Genomic DNA, 16,213 nt, shown 5'->3' with positions numbered 1-16,213 from the left:
TGCGGTTGCGGCGAGCATTTACCCGCGCGGCGCACATCATACCCGAAACTGAGCGCGGTCACATCTTTAGGGGCCGGTTAATTGGCAGAGACTTGACGTTAGCGACGTAGATCTGTATTCCTGTTTTATTGTTCCGCTTTCCGCCTGATGGCTATCGACTCCCGCGACTCTATTCTGTTCATTATCAGATTTTACTCAGGGATTTTGGCGACTGCTTTAAAAAGGAAAATCATGCGCGCTATATTTTATGGCCTCGCCGCGTCATTCTTTTTCGCTTTTACTTTTATTCTTAATCGAGCCATGGATTTATCCGGCGGCAGCTGGATCTGGAGTGCCGCGCTGCGGTTTATTTTTATGGCTCCCATGCTGTGGTTGCTGGTAATGATGCGTGGGCAACTGCGGCAAAGTCTGAGCCATTTGCGCCAATACTGGTCAGGCTATCTGCTGTGGAGCACCGTTGGGTTTGGCCTGTTTTACGCGCCGCTGAGTCTGGCGGGATCTTATGGCGAAGGCTGGCTGGTGGCCGGTTCCTGGCAAATTACCATTATTGCAGGCTCACTGCTGATCCCGCTGTTTAAACAGCAAATCGCCACGGAACAGGGGTTACAGACGCGTCGCGGTAAAATCCCCTTCAAAGGATTGCGCTGGTCGCTGTTGATTTTGATCGGCGTTGGGTTAATGCAGTGGCAGCACGCTCAATCGTTGAACTTGCAACAAACGCTGTGGTGTTTGTTGCCGGTAACATTGGCTGCTTTTATGTATCCGTTAGGCAATCGCAAGATGATGGCTATTTGTCAGGGTGAGGTAAATACCCTCCAGCGGGTGCTAAATATGACGCTGGCCAGTCTACCATTCTGGATTCTGCTGTCTGCCGTTGGGGTGTATCAGGTCGGCTGGCCCTCTCAGGGGCAGGTCGAGCAATCCCTGCTGGTGGCGTTGTTCTCCGGCGTGATTGCCACTTTGCTGTTCTTTGCCGCAACCAATCTGGTCAAACAGGATTATTCCCGTTTAGCAGCGGTGGAAGCCACTCAATCTGGAGAAGTGCTCTTCGCTTTGCTTGGGGAAATGGTCTGGCTGGCGGCTCCATTACCCACCAGTTTATCACTGGCGGGAATTGGGCTGGTCATTATCGGGATGATCATCCACAGCGTAGCGCCTTTTATCGGACAGCGCCGATCGTCGTCTACGGCACGGAGTTAAGGCTTTTTGCAGCGACGACAATCGGTGAAACCAGAGGCTATAATGCCAGCCAGCAATGAGGCTCCGGCCAATACCAGTAAAAAATTGTGTTGCCAGTGTGCACCTGCATAACCGAGCAGGACGCCACCGAACAATAACCCGACGCTGACTTTTTCTGCTCGCATCATCCGTTGTCTATCCCATTTATGGCGATTAATTAGCTGCATATATAATACGCTATAAAAAGAAAAACCCCTTCTTTCCGGAAGGGGTTCCGCACGCAAAGCAACAAACTGATATCAGGCTAAGCGCGTCAGTTTAGCCGGAAGCCCTTGCCGCACCGCCGCGCCGCTCACCCAATCCAGCCAGGTATTTGGCACTTCTCGGGTAGGATCGATAAATCCGAGGTCATTAAGATTAACGCCTGCGCCGATTCGGCTGTCACTCGCCATTTCCACGCCGTCAAGCTGATGCAGATTCGCACCCATTTCGCGATGACCATAACCGTGCTCAATTGCAATAACTCCTGGCATCACTCCATCTAATACACTGAGCTGCGCTTTCATGCTGCCGCCGGGGGTTTCCAGTTTGACCCAATCGCCGTGCGCCACGCCCAGCGCTTTGGCATCCTGCGGATTAATCGCCACCAGATTACTGGCTTTGACTGCCCGCAGACGCTCAATCATCGGCGTAGAGCTGCTCATCAAATGTGATTTAAACGACATCAACTGGAATGGCCAACTCTGCACGGGATAATGCTGGTGAATACTGGAGCCATCGGCCAGCCGCGGCGGATAGAAAGTCGGGCAACCCGAATAACGCTCTCCGGTCATGGCATGACGATGTTTAGCCACATTTTCATTCCAGATATGTAGCGGTTTCTTCCACTGCGGCCCAGTAGCGTCGCCGTTCCACGATTTTTCATACGGCGCAAAACGCCCGCCTCGCGCCAGTAAATACGCAACCCGCATTTGCTCATCCGGATACAAACTGCGCTGAATTTCCGGCAGTAAACGTACCACGCCGGTGAGTTGTAATTCGTCCAGTTGCGCTGCGGGCACGGGGTTTTCACCCAGATAGGCGATATTGGCTGCGGCGCGCAGATAAAAATCTTCGGCACGATCGAGCGGTAACCCCTTGCCCTGTACGTCCTGCATCGCATTTTCACCAAAACCGGGTAAAGCCAGCGCTTTCGCAACGGCGATCAGGAAACTCTCCATCGCCACCGCTTGTCCGTCGGCAGTGCGCGCCGTGCGTGACTCCACCACCGGCCAGCGGGCAGTGCTGGCTTTAACCAATACGCCAGCCCAAGGCGCGCTAAACCCCCAGCTTTCGAAATTATGTGTATCTGGCACGATATAATCAGCCAGCGCAGTGGTTTCATTGATAAAAGCATCGATGGCAATAAACAGGGGTAAATGTTTAGGATCTTTCAACTTATCTTCAACCAGACCACGTAAACCAGCGACACCGTACAACGGATTGGTCATATGGCTGATCCAGGCTTTTAGCGGGTAAGGATAGCCAGAAAGCGCCGGAGCCAATTGCTCGGTTAACTGCCCGCCGACAAAGGGGTACCACGGCCCTTTTGCAGGATACGGCGGTTCACCGGCAGCCAGTTTTTGTTGATATTCCTCAGATTTTTCGTAAGGCTGTTTACTGCGGGATAGTGACAAACCGCGAGATTTAACCTGCCCGGGGAAACTGGCCAGTTGGTAGCGCGGGCCATCAGCAAAGCCGTCAAATTTGCCTCCGCCGACGGAAACACCGCCTTTCAGATTCAGGTTACCAATCAGCGCGTTCAGCATCATAACCGCCCAAGTGGTATAAAAACCGTTGCCGCTCATCATTCCACCGTGGGAAATCACCGCCGCCTGACGCTGATAGGCGGTGAATTCTTTCGCCAACCCGCTGATGGTCGCCACCGGAACACCGCACTGCTGGCTGTATTCCTCCAGCGTAAAACGATTAGCCGCCGCACGCAGCAGGCTCAGCCCCGATTGCACGTCAACCTGCTGCCCGTCCGCCAACGTAACGCTCTGACTGACATATAGCTCCGCGTCCATCGCAACCGGTGCCGCCACCAAAGCCCCATCGCCCTGCGCCACCAGTACCGGGCTTTCTTCCCCTTCCGCAAGGATTTCACCGCTCAAATGCGCCGCCCGCAGAAACTGACCGGCCAGAGGGTGTTGCGGGCTAACAATCACCAAATGGGTAGCGTTAGTCCAACTGCGCTCTCCGGCGGCAGTCATAGCCGCCTCTCCCGGTACTTTCAGATATGGCGCGTTAAAACGTTCCTGTTCGAGAATCCAGCGAATCATTCCCATCACCAGCGCCGAATCACTGCCCGGCAGCACGGGCACCCAACGGTTATGCTGATTTGCCAGCGTGGTCGTCAGCGGCAACGCGGGAGCCACCACCACGTAATTAAAATCGTCCCGTTGGCGCGCATTGGCTAATTGTCTGCCTTGCCGTTTAAACGGGTTGCCCGATTGCGCCGGAGAGGTTCCTAAAAACAGAGCAAAACGCACATTATCCCAATCCGGTTTTACGTGTGCATTTTTATCCAAATCCCCCATTAATGCCCCAGAACCGGCGCGATAAGCCAGCCCGCAGTAAGCGCCGTGGCTACCAAGATTTTTAGTACCAAAGGCTTTGGCAGCAAAGCGTTGGATAAACGCGTCCCGCCCGTCGTCACCGGCGTTGGTCATCAGCAACTGGTTGGCCTTCGGCCCCAAGGACGGCTGAGCCGGATCGATTGGCGTATCCAGATCGCGAATCGCCCGCAGGCCGTCGACATGGCCTTCCCCAAACAGATCGCCGCCTTCCGTCACTTCTTTCACTAACTGTTCGAAACTGATACGTTGCCACTGACCTTCACCACGCGCCCCCACTCGTTTCATCGGCTCAAGAACGCGATAAGGGCTGGTCACGCCTTCCAGTAGCGTCGCGCCTCGAGCACATGCGGTAGATCTGTCCGCCAACCCTTGCTCACCGCCCATGCGGCGCAAAGCTTCGCTCACCGGTAATCCGTAGGGAAAATGGTGGTCGTGAGACAACGGGTGATAGGGGTTGCCTGCGATTCGCAAAATGCGATTTTGCGGCGTATCCACTCGCACTCGTAGCCCACACAGCGTCCAGCAGCCAAAACATTGTGTCATCGAAACCGCCTGATGCGGCGTAGCCTGCCATTCTTGCCCGGCATGGCCTTCCGGCGTGAGTGAGTTGCCGTTAATGGGGTCTCGCGTCAACTTTCCGGCGCTGCCGTCCCGCAGCCCAATTAGCGTTTTACGCACCACATCGTGATAACCTGCGCCAAAGGCCACTAATCCCCCCAGAGCCAAACCGCCTTTTAACCATTGCCGCCGCGTCGTTTTAGCCATGTTGCACTCTCCCTTCCCACCATCTGACTCCTTCACGGAGCGCAATAATTAATGTCACCCATAAACCGAACGTACCGATGATCGCCAGCAATCCGTCGGTACCCGGCGATAACTGATAAGGGTTCGCGAGCACGTTATATTTAGGCAAGGTTTGGCTTTGCATCAGCAATAGCCAACGCACCATCCAGCACATCACCATCGCCAGCAGGCTTTGCAGGATAACCACACCGATAGGTAAGCAACGTTTCAGATTCAGCAATGCCATTCCCAATAACATCAATCCAATCAATAATGGCGCAGCCGCGGTTAACGGGTGCCCGCTGGCCCACAGACGTAACGCCGCAGCAGAAAGCGTCGCGCCGCCGGCCCATAGCAACGTCACCAAGGCCAAAAGCAGTAGAGAAACCAGTTGCCAACGCGCCAGATACCTCTGAACCTGCGGCTGACGCCACAGCCACAAAGCCAGCAACGAAGGCACCGCCTGCATCGCCGTCAGGAAAATAAACAGCGGCAGCCACAGGGTGAACCACAGCGGCTGAGCGCGTAGCACCGACACTTCCCGCCCGGTATACATCAGAATCGAAAGTGCCGATAACGCCGTCAGAATCGATAACAGCCGCAGTAATCCAGTCAAAGGCCGGTTTACCCGTTGGCCGTAGATTAAGACCAGAAAATAGGTCACCACCAGCCCGCTAAACAGCGGCAAGAACAGCGAACCCCATGACATCCACGACCAGGGCGTAAAATAAGGGTAAAAATGCCAGGCGCGCGCTGGCTGATGTAAATCCGCGCTCAAAGCCAACGGTGCCACAATAGCCGCCGCGGTAGCCAACATCAGCGCCGCTCGTTCTAGCTGTGGCCCTTTATCTCGCCTGAACCAGCGTTGCCAACAGCCGAGTAACACTGCACCACAGGCCAGCCCGATAAAGAAAAAATATTGCACTGCCCAAGGTAACCAACTGATTTCCTGCGGACGCACCAGAATTTCACGAATCATGGGTGAACCTCCTGCCACAGCGCCGGTTGCCCCTGTAGCGGCCGAGTAAACACTTCATTTAAACCGAGGTAAAACACCTGTGGCTGCGTACCTTGCTCCGGTTTCAGCACCTTAATTTCGCCCTCATACTGTTTGAGCATCCGGCGCAGTTCACTGTTTTCATCGTGCAAGTCGCCGATAATACGCGCCCCGCCGACACAGGATTCCACGCAGGCTGGCAATAAACCGGCCTCCAGACGGTGTACGCAGAAAGTGCATTTATCCGCCGTTTGAGTGGTGTGATTGATAAACCGCGCCTCATAAGGACAGGCCTGCACACAGTAGGCGCAGCCTACGCAGCGCGTGTTATCGATGACCACAATGCCATCCTGCCGCTGATAGGTTGCCTGTACCGGACACACCGGTACGCAGGGCGGGTTATCACAGTGATTGCATAATCGAGGCAGCAGCACGTTGGTTACGCTGCCCTCGCCTTCTAGCGCGATCTGATACTGGTTAACGCTGGTGCGAAACTGGCCTTGCGGTGACTGATTTTCAATGGCACAACTGACGGTACAGGCCTGACAGCCGATACAGCGACGCAGATCGATCAGCATGGCATAGCGACGCTGGGGGTTGCCGTTGCGACGGCTCGGTTCCAGTTTCCAACCGGCTTCAGCCAGCGGAACCAAAGCTGCGCCGGCGGTTAGCACGCCCAATCGCTGTAGAAACTCTCTTTTCCCTCGATCCATGGTGTTCTCCAAACCCGCCGTCGGTTAATTGATAGGAAGATGTGACGAGTTGATGGTGAGGAGTGTAGAAATTGCCAAACAGAAGCCCTATTGTGGTTTTCCACATTCCCTTTAGGGACTTGATCCAGGACAATTCACCGGGGCGATCTGGGTCATAAAAAGGAGAAGACACGTTGCGAAACCTGTTGATTATCTTGCTGTGTTACGGTGTTTCGCTGACGGCATACAGCAAAGAATGGACGATTGGCGTACTGGCATTACGCGGCAATGCCCAAACGCTGCAACGCTGGCAGCCGCTGGCTGATAGCCTCAATCAAGGCTTGCCCGATCAGCATTTTCGCTTGTTGCCATTGGATCTCACGGCGATGAAAACCGCCGTGCAACATGGGCGCGTGGATTTTCTGCTCACCAATCCAGCGCAGTACGTGCAAATAGATAGCCACTATCCGCTACGCTGGCTGGTTTCACTGCGATCCAGCCATGAGCCGAACAACGCCAGCCGCAACGTGATTGGCAGCGTGATTTTAGTCCGTCAGGACAGTCCTATCACTCAAGCGGATGAGTTACGCGGCAAACAGGTTGGCGCGGTATCAGCGGATGCATTCGGCGGTTATCTTTTAGGTTACAAAGCCTTGCGGGACGCTGGCTTACGGCCTGGGCAGGATTTTAATCTGCACTTTTCCGGCTTCCCGGTGGATACATTGATGTATTTGCTGCGAGATGGCGCTCTGGATGCCGCGATAGTCCCCACCTGCTTGCTGGAAGATTTACAAAACGAAGGATTATTGCAGGCCTCTGATTTCAGAGCATTACTGGCTAAACCCACCACAGTGCCCTGTCTGACCAGCAGTGATTTATACCCCAACTGGTCATTTGCCGCGTTGGCGCAGGTACCGGATTCGCTGGCTGACCAAGTAACGCGGATGCTGCTCACGCCAACGGTCAGCAAGGAGCCGCAATGGGGCGCGCCTTCCTCCACCAGCCAGGTCGAAGCCTTGTTGCGCTCGATAAATCAGCATCCAGAACAGCCGCAGCTATGGCAGGCGATACTTTCCTGGGCACTACAAAACCGGCTATTGCTCGGGATTATCGCGGCAATATTGCTGCTGCTGGGTGCGAATCATATTTGGGTGGCCTTTTTAGTGCGCCGTCGCAGCCAGCAGTTAGAGCTGGCCCACCAGCAGCTACGAGAGCGGGAAACCGCACTGGAGCAAGCTCAACGCCTCAGTATTTTGGGGGAAATGGCGTCCGGCTTTGCTCATGAACTCAACCAGCCACTTTCGGCGGTTCGCCACTACGCCGAAGGCTGCGATATCCGTTTAAAACGTGAACAGCCAGATCATCCGCTGCTACCGGTGTTACAGCAAATCAGCGCCCAGGCGCAGCGAGGGGCGGATATTATCGCCAACCTACGTCTTTGGGTGGACAAAGCGCCAGCCACGTCCACGCGTATTCCGCAGTCACCTAGGAACGTGGCAGAGCACGTTTGGCAACTTATCGGCGCGCCACATCATTATCCTGATAGCAGGCTGAATATTGACCTTCCGGCTGAAATACAGCTGATGCTCCCTGCAACCTTGCTCGACCAGATATTTTGCAACCTGTTCACCAACAGCCTACAGGCCGGCGCGCGGAGACTATGTCTGAACGGCAATCAAACGCCCGAAGGAACAGAACTCAGTTTGCAGGACGATGGTGGCGGATTAACGGTTTCGCAGCTCAATCAGCTATTTATGCCATTCAAATCGGGAAAACCAGATGGCCTGGGGTTAGGTTTGGTGATTTGCCAACGGCTGATGGGCAGCCAGGGTGGGAAAATGACGTTAACCAACGCCCTTGCCGCTAACGGCGCAGCTGGGTTAGAGGTCCGATTATTCTTCCCTCTAAATTCCTCACTAAAAGGAACAAGTTAGTGTCAGTCATACATTTAGTGGACGACGATTTGGCCGTGACCGATGCCTGTCGTTTTTTATTGGAAAGTCTGGGCTATAAAGTCTGTATCTGGCATCAGGGCCAGAGTTTCCTAAACGAAGCCGATTTGTTTCAAACCGCGGTAGTACTGCTGGATATTCGTATGCCAGTGCTGGACGGCCTACAAATCCATCGGCGTTTACGTGAAGCAGGCAGCACGCTGGCGGTAGTTTTTCTTACCGGACATGGGGATGTTCCGCTGGCGGTTGAACAAATGAAGCAAGGTGCTATCGATTTCCTGCAAAAACCCGTCGCCACTCAGCCTTTGGTTAATGCACTCCAGCAGGCATTGAAACATTCCGAACAGGCGGTTTCACGCCATCAGGTCAATTTGCGCTACGCCAGCCTGACGCCAAAAGAGCAGCGGATTGCACAATGGGTAGCGCAAGGATTGATCAACCGCGACATTGCCAATAAAGCCTGTGTTTCTGTAAGAACCGTTGAGGTTCACAGAGCTAAAGTCATGGAAAAAATGGCTGCTGCGAGTTTGGCAGAATTAGTCAGTTTGCTGAATAAGCGTAGCGGCATAAGCTAGGCGTGTTTATTTTATCAACTAAAACCGGTTTATTTTGCTCAAAAATAAAGCAAATGTTACTAAGAATAGTTTTTTAATGCGGTCTGTTTTCGCGTTTTTCCCTAAAAGTGCCACAATAGAACTACCTTAAATGACAGATAAACATATTGAAAGCATGATTAGCGGCCCCAGATTAGCCGCCATAACGTAAAAGTTAACTGTCCTAAATTACTACTCTGAAGCTGAGAACACATGATGCAAGTTCCTTCTTTTAATCGCTCGTTACTGCACCCAAGATACTGGCTGACATGGTTAGGCCTGGGTATCCTTTACTTGCTGGTTTTACTGCCTTATCCGGTGATTTATACACTGGGTACTTCCCTCGGCCGTTTCTCAATGCGTTTCCTCAAACGCCGCCTTTATATCGCAGAACGTAATCTGGAACTGTGCTTTCCGCAAATGTCCAAAGCGGAACGCGAGCAGCTGGTGGTCAAAAACTTCGAATCTGTCGGTATGGGACTGTTTGAAACCGGTATGGCTTGGTTTTGGCCAGACTGGCGCATCAATCGTTGGTGTAAAGTCAGCGGACTAGAACATATTGAGAAAGCTCGGGAGAATGGTCAGGGCGTACTGTTGATCGGTCTACATTTTCTAACGCTGGAGCTGGGTGCCCGCATTTTCGGCATTCATAACCCAGGAATCGGGGTTTATCGCCCCCACGATAATAAGGCAATGGATTGGATGCAGACTTGGGGCCGAATGCGCTCCAATAAATCCATGCTGGATCGCAAAGATTTGAAAGGGATGATTCGTAGCCTGAGACAAGGCGAAATCATCTGGTATGCGCCGGATCATGACTATGGCCCACGCAGCAGCGTGTTTGTTCCGCTGTTTGCCGTTGACGATGCGGCCACCACCACCGGCACTTATTTATTGGTACGCACGGCGAAACCGGCGGTGATTCCCTTCACCCCGCGCCGTCTGCCCGATGGCAAAGGTTACGAACTGATTCTGCAACCGGCGGTAGAAGACTTCCCGCTGGAAAGCGAAGTCACTGCCGCAGCCTTTATGAATAAAGTGATCGAAGAAGAAATTCAGTTGGCAACGGATCAATATATGTGGCTGCACCGCCGCTTCAAAACCCGTCCGGAAGGCGCCCCCTCGCTGTACGATTAGCGCTCTGACGCCTTTCGCAATATCACGCCGGGGCTTTCTCTGCACCGGCGTAAATCAACGCTGCATCCCTCTGGTTATTCAACGCTAGCCCTTTTTTAACGACAAAAATACCGAGCCAAGCCTTGTTAATTTGTAATCAACATGGGAATTTATCTTTCTCTTATTTCCATATGGCTTAGCTATGTACATCATTAATCTCACTTATCATCGTCCCGTTGAAGAAGTCGATACTCATCTCGATGCCCATATTGCCTGGTTACGCAAATACTACGATCAGGGCATTTTCATCGCTTCCGGGCGTAAAAACCCGCGCACTGGCGGCATTATCTTTGCCATCGCCTTACCCCGCGACGAACTGGATGCCATTCTGGCTGAAGATTCTTTCAACGCTGTTGCCCGATATGAAGTCATCGAATTTACTCCAACCATGACGTCAGACTCGCTAACTGCTCTGAAAGGTTTGTAAGACATCAATTTGCCAAAACAGGGAATGAAAGTCAGAAATTAAGGTAGGAAACGAAAAGAAATAAGAAATGAATCAGGCAGATTCAATATTTTTGAACTATTCTGTCAGTTTTATCCACTATGAGAATGATTATTAACTACACATAATTGTGTGTAATTAATAAGAGTTATTATCAGGTTATTTCTTCAATTTCTATAAGGATATACACCATGCTGGCGAGTGCAAATCAGTGGTTCACACGATTAACCGATCATCAAGACGGCGGTAAGCTACTGTTACGCCTGACTTTTGGTATTTTGATGCTATTCCACGGGGTAGCAAAAATCCAACATGGCACCAGTTGGATTTCCGATATGCTACAGGCTCAGGGCATCCCTGGCTTTGTTGCCTACGGCGTTTATATTGGTGAGATCATTGTGCCTATTCTGATGATTCTGGGGCTATTTACCCGTCCGGCGGCCTTTATTTATGCCGTTAACCTGCTGGTGGCCACTCTGATGGTTGGCACCGGTAAGTTCTTTACTCTGACCGACGTGGGTGCCTGGGGGCTGGAAAACGAAGCGCTGTATTTCTTCGGCGGTATCATCATTATGCTGTTGGGCAGCGGCCGTTACTCGATCACCAAAAACGAAGCCTACCGTTAATTCGGGTAAACGTCGGGAAATCTAGTAGATTTGATCGCTATTCCCGCGGGGTGAACAAGACCCCGCGGCTATTTTATCGCTTTTGTTTTCTCTGACCCTGCTCAGCCCCTCACGCTTTCAGACATCGCTGTACTTTGCTAACAGCTGTTAACCTTCCCGCTTTCCGCCGTACTCATTCATCTTCCTCATCGTCTTATTCAAAAAATTTATATGCTTATTCCTAGATAATAAACCTGCTTTTCATTTTTATAAAAACCGTTAACCAAATGGTTGATGTATCTATTCAACAGGCGCATACTTAACAGGCTAATCATCTGCTTTTGTGCTTTGCCATATTAACGCCCCTCACCATGACGCTAAACCGTGCCGCAGAGCTAACACATTCTTCTATCGGTAATTTATGACCTCGTCACCAGAACCTATTCACTGGAAACGGAACCTATTTGTCGCTTGGTTGGGCTGTTTTCTGACCGGTGCCGCCTTCAGTCTGATTATGCCTTTTCTGCCTTTATACGTGGAAATCCTCGGCGTGACTGGTCATCAGGCGCTGAATATGTGGTCAGGGCTGGTGTTCAGTATTACCTTCCTGTTTTCAGCCATTGCGTCGCCGTTTTGGGGCAGTTTGGCCGACCGTAAAGGCAGAAAAATTATGCTATTACGATCGGCATTAGGCATGGGGATCGTGATGGTGTTAATGGGAATGGCGCAGAATATCTGGCAATTTCTGGCGTTACGCGCCCTGCTGGGTCTGCTCGGTGGCTTTATTCCCAACGCCAATGCGCTGATTGCCACTCAGGTGCCACGACATAAAAGCGGCTGGGCGCTGGGCACGTTGTCTACCGGCGGCGTCAGCGGCGCGTTAATTGGCCCGCTGATCGGTGGTTTACTGGCAGATAGCTACGGCCTACGTCCGGTATTCTTTATTACCGCCGCCGTACTGTTCCTGTGCTTTGTTATGACGCTACTGTGCGTTAAAGAGCAATTTACGCCGGTGTTGAAAAAAGACATGCTCAACGGACGGCAGGTTTTACAATCGCTGAAAAATCCTAAACTGGTGCTTAGCCTGTTTGTTACTACCATGATTATTCAGGTGGCAACCGGTTCAATCGCACCGATTTTGACGCTGTACGTACGCGAGCTGGCGGGAGATATTCACAATCTGGCATTTGTTAGCGGAATGATTGCCTCGGTGCCTGGCGTTGCGGCGTTAATCAGTGCCCCCAGACTGGGAAAATTAGGCGATAAAATCGGCCCCGAACGTATTCTTATCGCTATGCTGGCGCTGTCGGTGTTGTTGTTGATCCCAATGGCGCTGGTACAGACGCCGTGGCAATTGGCAGTATTACGCTTTTTGCTCGGTGCTACCGACGGCGCGCTACTGCCCGCAGTGCAAACATTATTGATTTATAATTGTACAAATCAGGTGGCTGGTCGAATTTTCAGCTACAACCAATCATTTCGGGACGTTGGCAACGTCAGCGGCCCGCTGCTGGGCGCCGCCGTTTCCGCCAGTTATGGCTTCCGGGCGGTATTCTGCGCCACCGCCGTGGTGGTGTTATCTAACGCATTCTACTCATACTGGTGCCTGCGACGGCGACCGGCTCAGGCTTTGAAACAATCGGCCAATCGTCAGGAAGATAGCTAAAACTCCCCCCGGATAAGCGCAAATCTTCCCTCCTCCATGCCAAAATTTTGCTGTGATTAAAATCACAGTTTATCGCTGACTTTTCTCTTATAAATGTCACTTATACCCACTTAAAAAGTGGCTATCATCCTTATTCTCCCCAAAACTGTCATTTTCCTCTCTTTCCAGTAAAAAATAATTTACCCGTTCAAAAAAAGGGGTAAGCTCACTCTAAAGAAAAAAGACTAACTAGTTGAAAATAAATAGATAAATCTCATTATCAGCCTCGAAATTTGCACTATAATTTCGTCATAAAAATCCACATCCACCCACAGATATAAATCTAAAAAACGAGATGTATATCGACTTTTCGTCTAAATAATGGGATATAAGCACGGTAGAAAACCAAAATGACGTTATTATGGAGTTAAATCCTATTATAGAGAGTGTTAAATCGATTATTCATGAAATTAGTGACTGCCCGATAACCTAACGATAACGGACGGCATTAACAGGAGAATAAGGCGTATTGAATCACTCATACCACAGCACAACAGCCCGACCTTAACAGGCGATTTCTATGGGAAGACTTTATGCAATCCTCTAATACCAACAATAGCCGGACTTTCTTCGGCCATCCTTATCCTCTGAGTTCGCTATTCTTTACCGAGATGTGGGAGCGCTTCTCGTTTTATGGCATCCGTCCGCTGCTGATTCTGTTTATGGCCGCTACGGTTTATGACGGTGGGTTAGGTTTACCGCGAGAAAATGCTTCCGCTATCGTCGGTATTTTTGCCGGTAGCCTGTATTTAGCTTCATTGCCCGGCGGCTGGCTAGCCGATAACTGGCTAGGCCAACAGCGCGCCGTTTGGTACGGCTCTATCCTGATTGCCATGGGCCACCTTTCCATCGCTTTATCCGCATTTTTCGGTAATGACATGTTCTTTATTGGGCTGGTCTTTATCGTATTAGGAACAGGCCTGTTCAAAACCTGTATTTCCGTGATGGTCGGAACCTTATATAAGCCCGGTGATGCGCGCCGCGACGGCGGTTTCTCACTGTTTTATATGGGAATCAACATGGGTTCCTTTATTGCCCCGCTGCTCTCTGGCTGGCTATTACGCACCCACGGCTGGCACTGGGGCTTCGGTATCGGCGGCGTCGGTATGCTGGTGGCATTATTGACCTTCCGCATGTTCGTGATTCCATCAATGACTCGCTACGATGCCGAAGTTGGCATGGACTCCAGTTGGAACAGCCCGACCGTTCAACGTAAAAACGTCGGTAAATGGGTCTGCGCGGCGATGGTGGCATTGGCGGCGGTAGTCACACTGGTGGCTCAAGGCGTGATTGAAATCAATCCGGTACTGGTCGCCAGCAGTCTGGTGTACCTGATTGCCGCGTCGGTAACGCTGTATTTCGTCTATCTTTTCGCTTTTGCCGGTTTAAGCCGCAAAGACAAAGCTCGGCTGCTGGTGTGCTTTATCCTGCTGGTCTCCGCCGCTTTCTTCTGGTCAGCCTTCGAGCAAAAACCGACGTCTTTCAACCTGTTCGCCAATGATTACACCGATCGTATGGTCATGGGCTTTGAAATCCCAACCGTATGGTTCCAGTCAATTAACGCCTTATTTATTATTCTGTTAGCGCCAATCTTCAGCTGGGCATGGCCCGCACTGGCGAAGAAAAGCATTCGCCCAAGCAGCATTACCAAATTTGTCATCGGTATTTTGTGCGCCGCCGCCGGTTTTGGTGTGATGATGCTGGCAGCGCAGCATGTGCTGGCCACCGGTGAAGGGGTTTCTCCATTCTGGCTGGTAGGCAGTATTCTGATGTTGACGCTAGGTGAGCTCTGCCTTAGCCCTATCGGGCTGGCGACGATGACATTGCTAGCACCGGACAGAATGCGTGGTCAGGTTATGGGTCTGTGGTTCTGCGCTTCCGCGCTGGGTAATCTGGCCGCAGGCCTGATTGGTGGACACGTAAAAGCCGATCAGTTGGATATGCTGCCAACGCTGTTTGCCCGTTGCTCCATCGCACTGGTCATCTGCGCCGCCATCCTGATTCTGCTGATTGTGCCGATTCGTCGCATGATGAATAACACCCAAGGCGCTGAAAAAACTGCGTAATTTGTCGGAATAGACTTGATAAAAAGCCAGCCTTATTTTCGGCTGGCTTTTTACTGCCCGCTCACCTGCACCACCGTTTACAGCGGCCACGCCCGTTGTTGCAACACGACGCGATAGCCATCAATGTCTTCAAAAGTTTGCCCACTTTCGTCCCAATAGGGGTTGTAGGACTCCACCACCTGAAAACCGGCTTTGAGCATTTGCTGACATTGTGTCGCCCATATGTTCGGATCCGGAAGATAAAAGACTAGCAGATTGTCTGCCGTTGGCGCACGCCCAACGGAAGTGCTGCGATGATGGGTAAACTCCAGATGATAGCCGTGATGCGGATGACCCAAAATCACACCATCAAAACCCTGATGGTCTGCAAAACTGCCCAGCACGTTCAACCCCAAACGATACATTTCAGTGATAATATCAAGATTATCTGTCGGTCTGGCTACGCGCATGACCGCATCACTTGGTAACATGATTTTCTCCCGCCCCCAAACAGCATAGTTAACTCAAATAACTTAAAAAGCGTGGTTAATGATGAAGATCAGACTGGCTCACCTTAATGACTATTCGGCAATCCTGCAATTACAGCAGGAAAACATCCCTGAAAACTTGAGTGACGAGCAAAAAAAGCAGGGATTTATCGTTTCCCGCATGGATGAGAAACAGTTAGCCGCGATAAATAATGATTTGGGCATATTGGTAGCAGAAGATGATAATGGCGAAGTAGCTGGTTTTGTCTGCATGATGAAAACCGATGCCCGACCGCGACCGCCGGTGGTCGACGCCATGCTGGAAGCCCTGAGGCAGCAACGTTTTGAGGGTAAACCGCTAACCGAGCTGCGAGTGTTTCTCTATGGGCCGGTGTGCGTCGCTCAGAATAAACGCGGTCAGGGCATCGTTAGCCAACTATTAGCCGAGGTAAAGCAACACACTCAGGCTAATTATGACGTCGGAGCGGCTTTTGTAGACGATGCCAATCCACATTCATTCGCGGTGCATGTAAAAGGGTTACATATGACGCCGGTGGCAAACTTTACCTATCACCAAAAAGGCTATAACTTGCTGGTTTTCCCAACAAGAAGCTAGAGTTGACGTTACTCGTAAGGGCCGTGCTGGGCGTCGAAAGGCAGCATAAAGGTATCAACAATCATGGAGAGAGGTACATCGAGTACCGTAATATATTTCCATGCTGAATCTCTGACGTCCCACTGTACGCCCGGATAATATTGATTGCCGTGCCCGGCTCCCGGCACCGTGCGGCTGATAATACTGCCGCAACCGGAGAGCGTCACAATACCCGTGAGAATCAGCAGCAAACGCAGGCTTTTCTTCAGTCCAATATTTAATGTTTTCTTCACGACGGTATCAGGCTCTTCAGGTAGTCAATGGTTGTCTAAGGTCGTTC

Annotated in this window: 15 protein-coding genes; 9 read left to right on the top strand and 6 right to left on the bottom strand. The window is 51.5% G+C overall.

The window, feature by feature from the left end; translation table 11 throughout:
• Positions 1–231: 231 nt before the first annotated feature.
• Positions 232–1,200, top strand: a complete 969-nt coding sequence (locus PL78_RS03055; RefSeq protein WP_064513021.1) for a DMT family transporter — start codon at positions 232–234, stop codon at positions 1,198–1,200.
• Here PL78_RS03055 and PL78_RS03050 read toward each other — a convergent pair.
• The 4 genes from PL78_RS03050 to ttrB form a co-directional block, all read right to left on the bottom strand.
• Positions 1,197–1,367, bottom strand: coding sequence for a hypothetical protein (locus PL78_RS03050; protein ID WP_162975179.1), 171 nt, complete (start codon positions 1,365–1,367; stop codon positions 1,197–1,199). The genes PL78_RS03055 and PL78_RS03050 overlap by 4 nt on opposite strands.
• Before the next feature lie 111 nt (positions 1,368–1,478).
• Complete coding sequence (ttrA, locus tag PL78_RS03045) at positions 1,479–4,562, bottom strand: tetrathionate reductase subunit TtrA (protein ID WP_064513017.1); 3,084 nt, start codon at positions 4,560–4,562, stop codon at positions 1,479–1,481.
• Positions 4,555–5,559: a tetrathionate reductase subunit TtrC gene (ttrC, locus tag PL78_RS03040; protein ID WP_064513015.1), complete on the bottom strand. Its 1,005-nt coding sequence runs from the start codon at positions 5,557–5,559 to the stop codon at positions 4,555–4,557. Before ttrC ends, ttrA begins: the two co-directional genes overlap by 8 nt.
• Positions 5,556–6,290 carry a tetrathionate reductase subunit TtrB gene (ttrB, locus tag PL78_RS03035; RefSeq protein WP_064513014.1) on the bottom strand — a complete coding sequence of 245 codons (735 nt, stop codon included), beginning with the start codon at positions 6,288–6,290 and terminating at the stop codon, positions 5,556–5,558. Before ttrB ends, ttrC begins: the two co-directional genes overlap by 4 nt.
• 173 nt (positions 6,291–6,463) lie before the next feature.
• Here ttrB and ttrS point away from each other — a divergent pair, with 173 nt between their 5' ends.
• The 7 genes from ttrS to PL78_RS03000 all read left to right on the top strand — a co-directional run bounded on the left by ttrS (position 6,464) and on the right by PL78_RS03000 (position 14,811).
• Positions 6,464–8,203: a tetrathionate respiration histidine kinase TtrS gene (gene ttrS, locus PL78_RS03030; RefSeq protein WP_064513012.1), complete on the top strand. Its 1,740-nt coding sequence runs from the start codon at positions 6,464–6,466 to the stop codon at positions 8,201–8,203.
• Complete coding sequence (gene ttrR / locus PL78_RS03025; protein WP_064513010.1) at positions 8,203–8,796, top strand: tetrathionate respiration response regulator TtrR; 594 nt, start codon at positions 8,203–8,205, stop codon at positions 8,794–8,796. The genes ttrS and ttrR overlap by 1 nt, the downstream gene beginning before the upstream one ends.
• A 231-nt stretch (positions 8,797–9,027) precedes the next feature.
• The gene (locus tag PL78_RS03020; protein ID WP_064513008.1) at positions 9,028–9,951 is read left to right on the top strand and encodes a Kdo(2)-lipid IV(A) acyltransferase; all 924 of its coding nucleotides are present in this window, start codon (positions 9,028–9,030) and stop codon (positions 9,949–9,951) included.
• A 181-nt stretch (positions 9,952–10,132) separates the two neighbouring features.
• On the top strand, positions 10,133–10,417 hold the full coding sequence (locus tag PL78_RS03015) for a YciI family protein (protein WP_064513006.1): 285 nt from the start codon (positions 10,133–10,135) through the stop codon (positions 10,415–10,417).
• A gap of 209 nt (positions 10,418–10,626) precedes the next feature.
• Positions 10,627–11,061, top strand: a complete 435-nt coding sequence (locus PL78_RS03010; RefSeq protein WP_064513004.1) for a DoxX family protein — start codon at positions 10,627–10,629, stop codon at positions 11,059–11,061.
• Between the two features lie 400 nt (positions 11,062–11,461).
• Entirely contained in the window at positions 11,462–12,706 is a 1,245-nt protein-coding gene (gene mdtG, locus PL78_RS03005; protein ID WP_064513002.1) for a multidrug efflux MFS transporter MdtG, read from the top strand.
• 572 nt (positions 12,707–13,278) lie between these two features.
• On the top strand, positions 13,279–14,811 hold the full coding sequence (locus PL78_RS03000; protein ID WP_064513000.1) for a peptide MFS transporter: 1,533 nt from the start codon (positions 13,279–13,281) through the stop codon (positions 14,809–14,811).
• A gap of 77 nt (positions 14,812–14,888) precedes the next feature.
• On the opposite strand, the gene PL78_RS02995 is transcribed toward PL78_RS03000, so the two are convergent.
• Complete coding sequence (locus tag PL78_RS02995; RefSeq protein ID WP_064512998.1) at positions 14,889–15,281, bottom strand: VOC family protein; 393 nt, start codon at positions 15,279–15,281, stop codon at positions 14,889–14,891.
• 61 nt (positions 15,282–15,342) lie between these two features.
• Between PL78_RS02995 and PL78_RS02990 the strand changes: the two genes are divergently transcribed.
• On the top strand, positions 15,343–15,894 hold the full coding sequence (locus tag PL78_RS02990) for a GNAT family N-acetyltransferase (RefSeq protein WP_064518218.1): 552 nt from the start codon (positions 15,343–15,345) through the stop codon (positions 15,892–15,894).
• A gap of 8 nt (positions 15,895–15,902) precedes the next feature.
• Here PL78_RS02990 and PL78_RS02985 read toward each other — a convergent pair whose 3' ends face one another.
• On the bottom strand, positions 15,903–16,148 hold the full coding sequence (locus PL78_RS02985) for a YceK/YidQ family lipoprotein (RefSeq protein WP_049596818.1): 246 nt from the start codon (positions 16,146–16,148) through the stop codon (positions 15,903–15,905).
• Positions 16,149–16,213 lie beyond the last annotated feature (65 nt).

This window comes from Yersinia entomophaga (assembly GCF_001656035.1).
Taxonomy (GTDB): Bacteria; Pseudomonadota; Gammaproteobacteria; order Enterobacterales; family Enterobacteriaceae; genus Yersinia; species Yersinia entomophaga.
The sequence above is the reverse complement of the archived record's forward strand: the minus strand, read 5'-3'. Positions and strand labels throughout refer to the sequence as shown.

Excerpts from the sequence above, each read along its gene's own strand:
- PL78_RS03055 (WP_064513021.1), top strand. The coding sequence starts at position 232 with ATGCGCGCTATATTTTATGGCCTCGCCGCGTCATTCTTTTTCGCTTTT.
- PL78_RS03050 (WP_162975179.1), bottom strand. The coding sequence starts at position 1,367 with ATGATGCGAGCAGAAAAAGTCAGCGTCGGGTTATTGTTCGGTGGCGTC.
- ttrA (WP_064513017.1), bottom strand. The coding sequence starts at position 4,562 with ATGGCTAAAACGACGCGGCGGCAATGGTTAAAAGGCGGTTTGGCTCTG.
- ttrC (WP_064513015.1), bottom strand. The coding sequence starts at position 5,559 with ATGATTCGTGAAATTCTGGTGCGTCCGCAGGAAATCAGTTGGTTACCT.
- ttrB (WP_064513014.1), bottom strand. The coding sequence starts at position 6,290 with ATGGATCGAGGGAAAAGAGAGTTTCTACAGCGATTGGGCGTGCTAACC.
- PL78_RS03020 (WP_064513008.1), top strand. The coding sequence starts at position 9,028 with ATGATGCAAGTTCCTTCTTTTAATCGCTCGTTACTGCACCCAAGATAC.
- PL78_RS03015 (WP_064513006.1), top strand. The coding sequence starts at position 10,133 with ATGTACATCATTAATCTCACTTATCATCGTCCCGTTGAAGAAGTCGAT.
- PL78_RS03010 (WP_064513004.1), top strand. The coding sequence starts at position 10,627 with ATGCTGGCGAGTGCAAATCAGTGGTTCACACGATTAACCGATCATCAA.
- mdtG (WP_064513002.1), top strand. The coding sequence starts at position 11,462 with ATGACCTCGTCACCAGAACCTATTCACTGGAAACGGAACCTATTTGTC.
- PL78_RS03000 (WP_064513000.1), top strand. The coding sequence starts at position 13,279 with ATGCAATCCTCTAATACCAACAATAGCCGGACTTTCTTCGGCCATCCT.
- PL78_RS02995 (WP_064512998.1), bottom strand. The coding sequence starts at position 15,281 with ATGTTACCAAGTGATGCGGTCATGCGCGTAGCCAGACCGACAGATAAT.
- PL78_RS02990 (WP_064518218.1), top strand. The coding sequence starts at position 15,343 with ATGAAGATCAGACTGGCTCACCTTAATGACTATTCGGCAATCCTGCAA.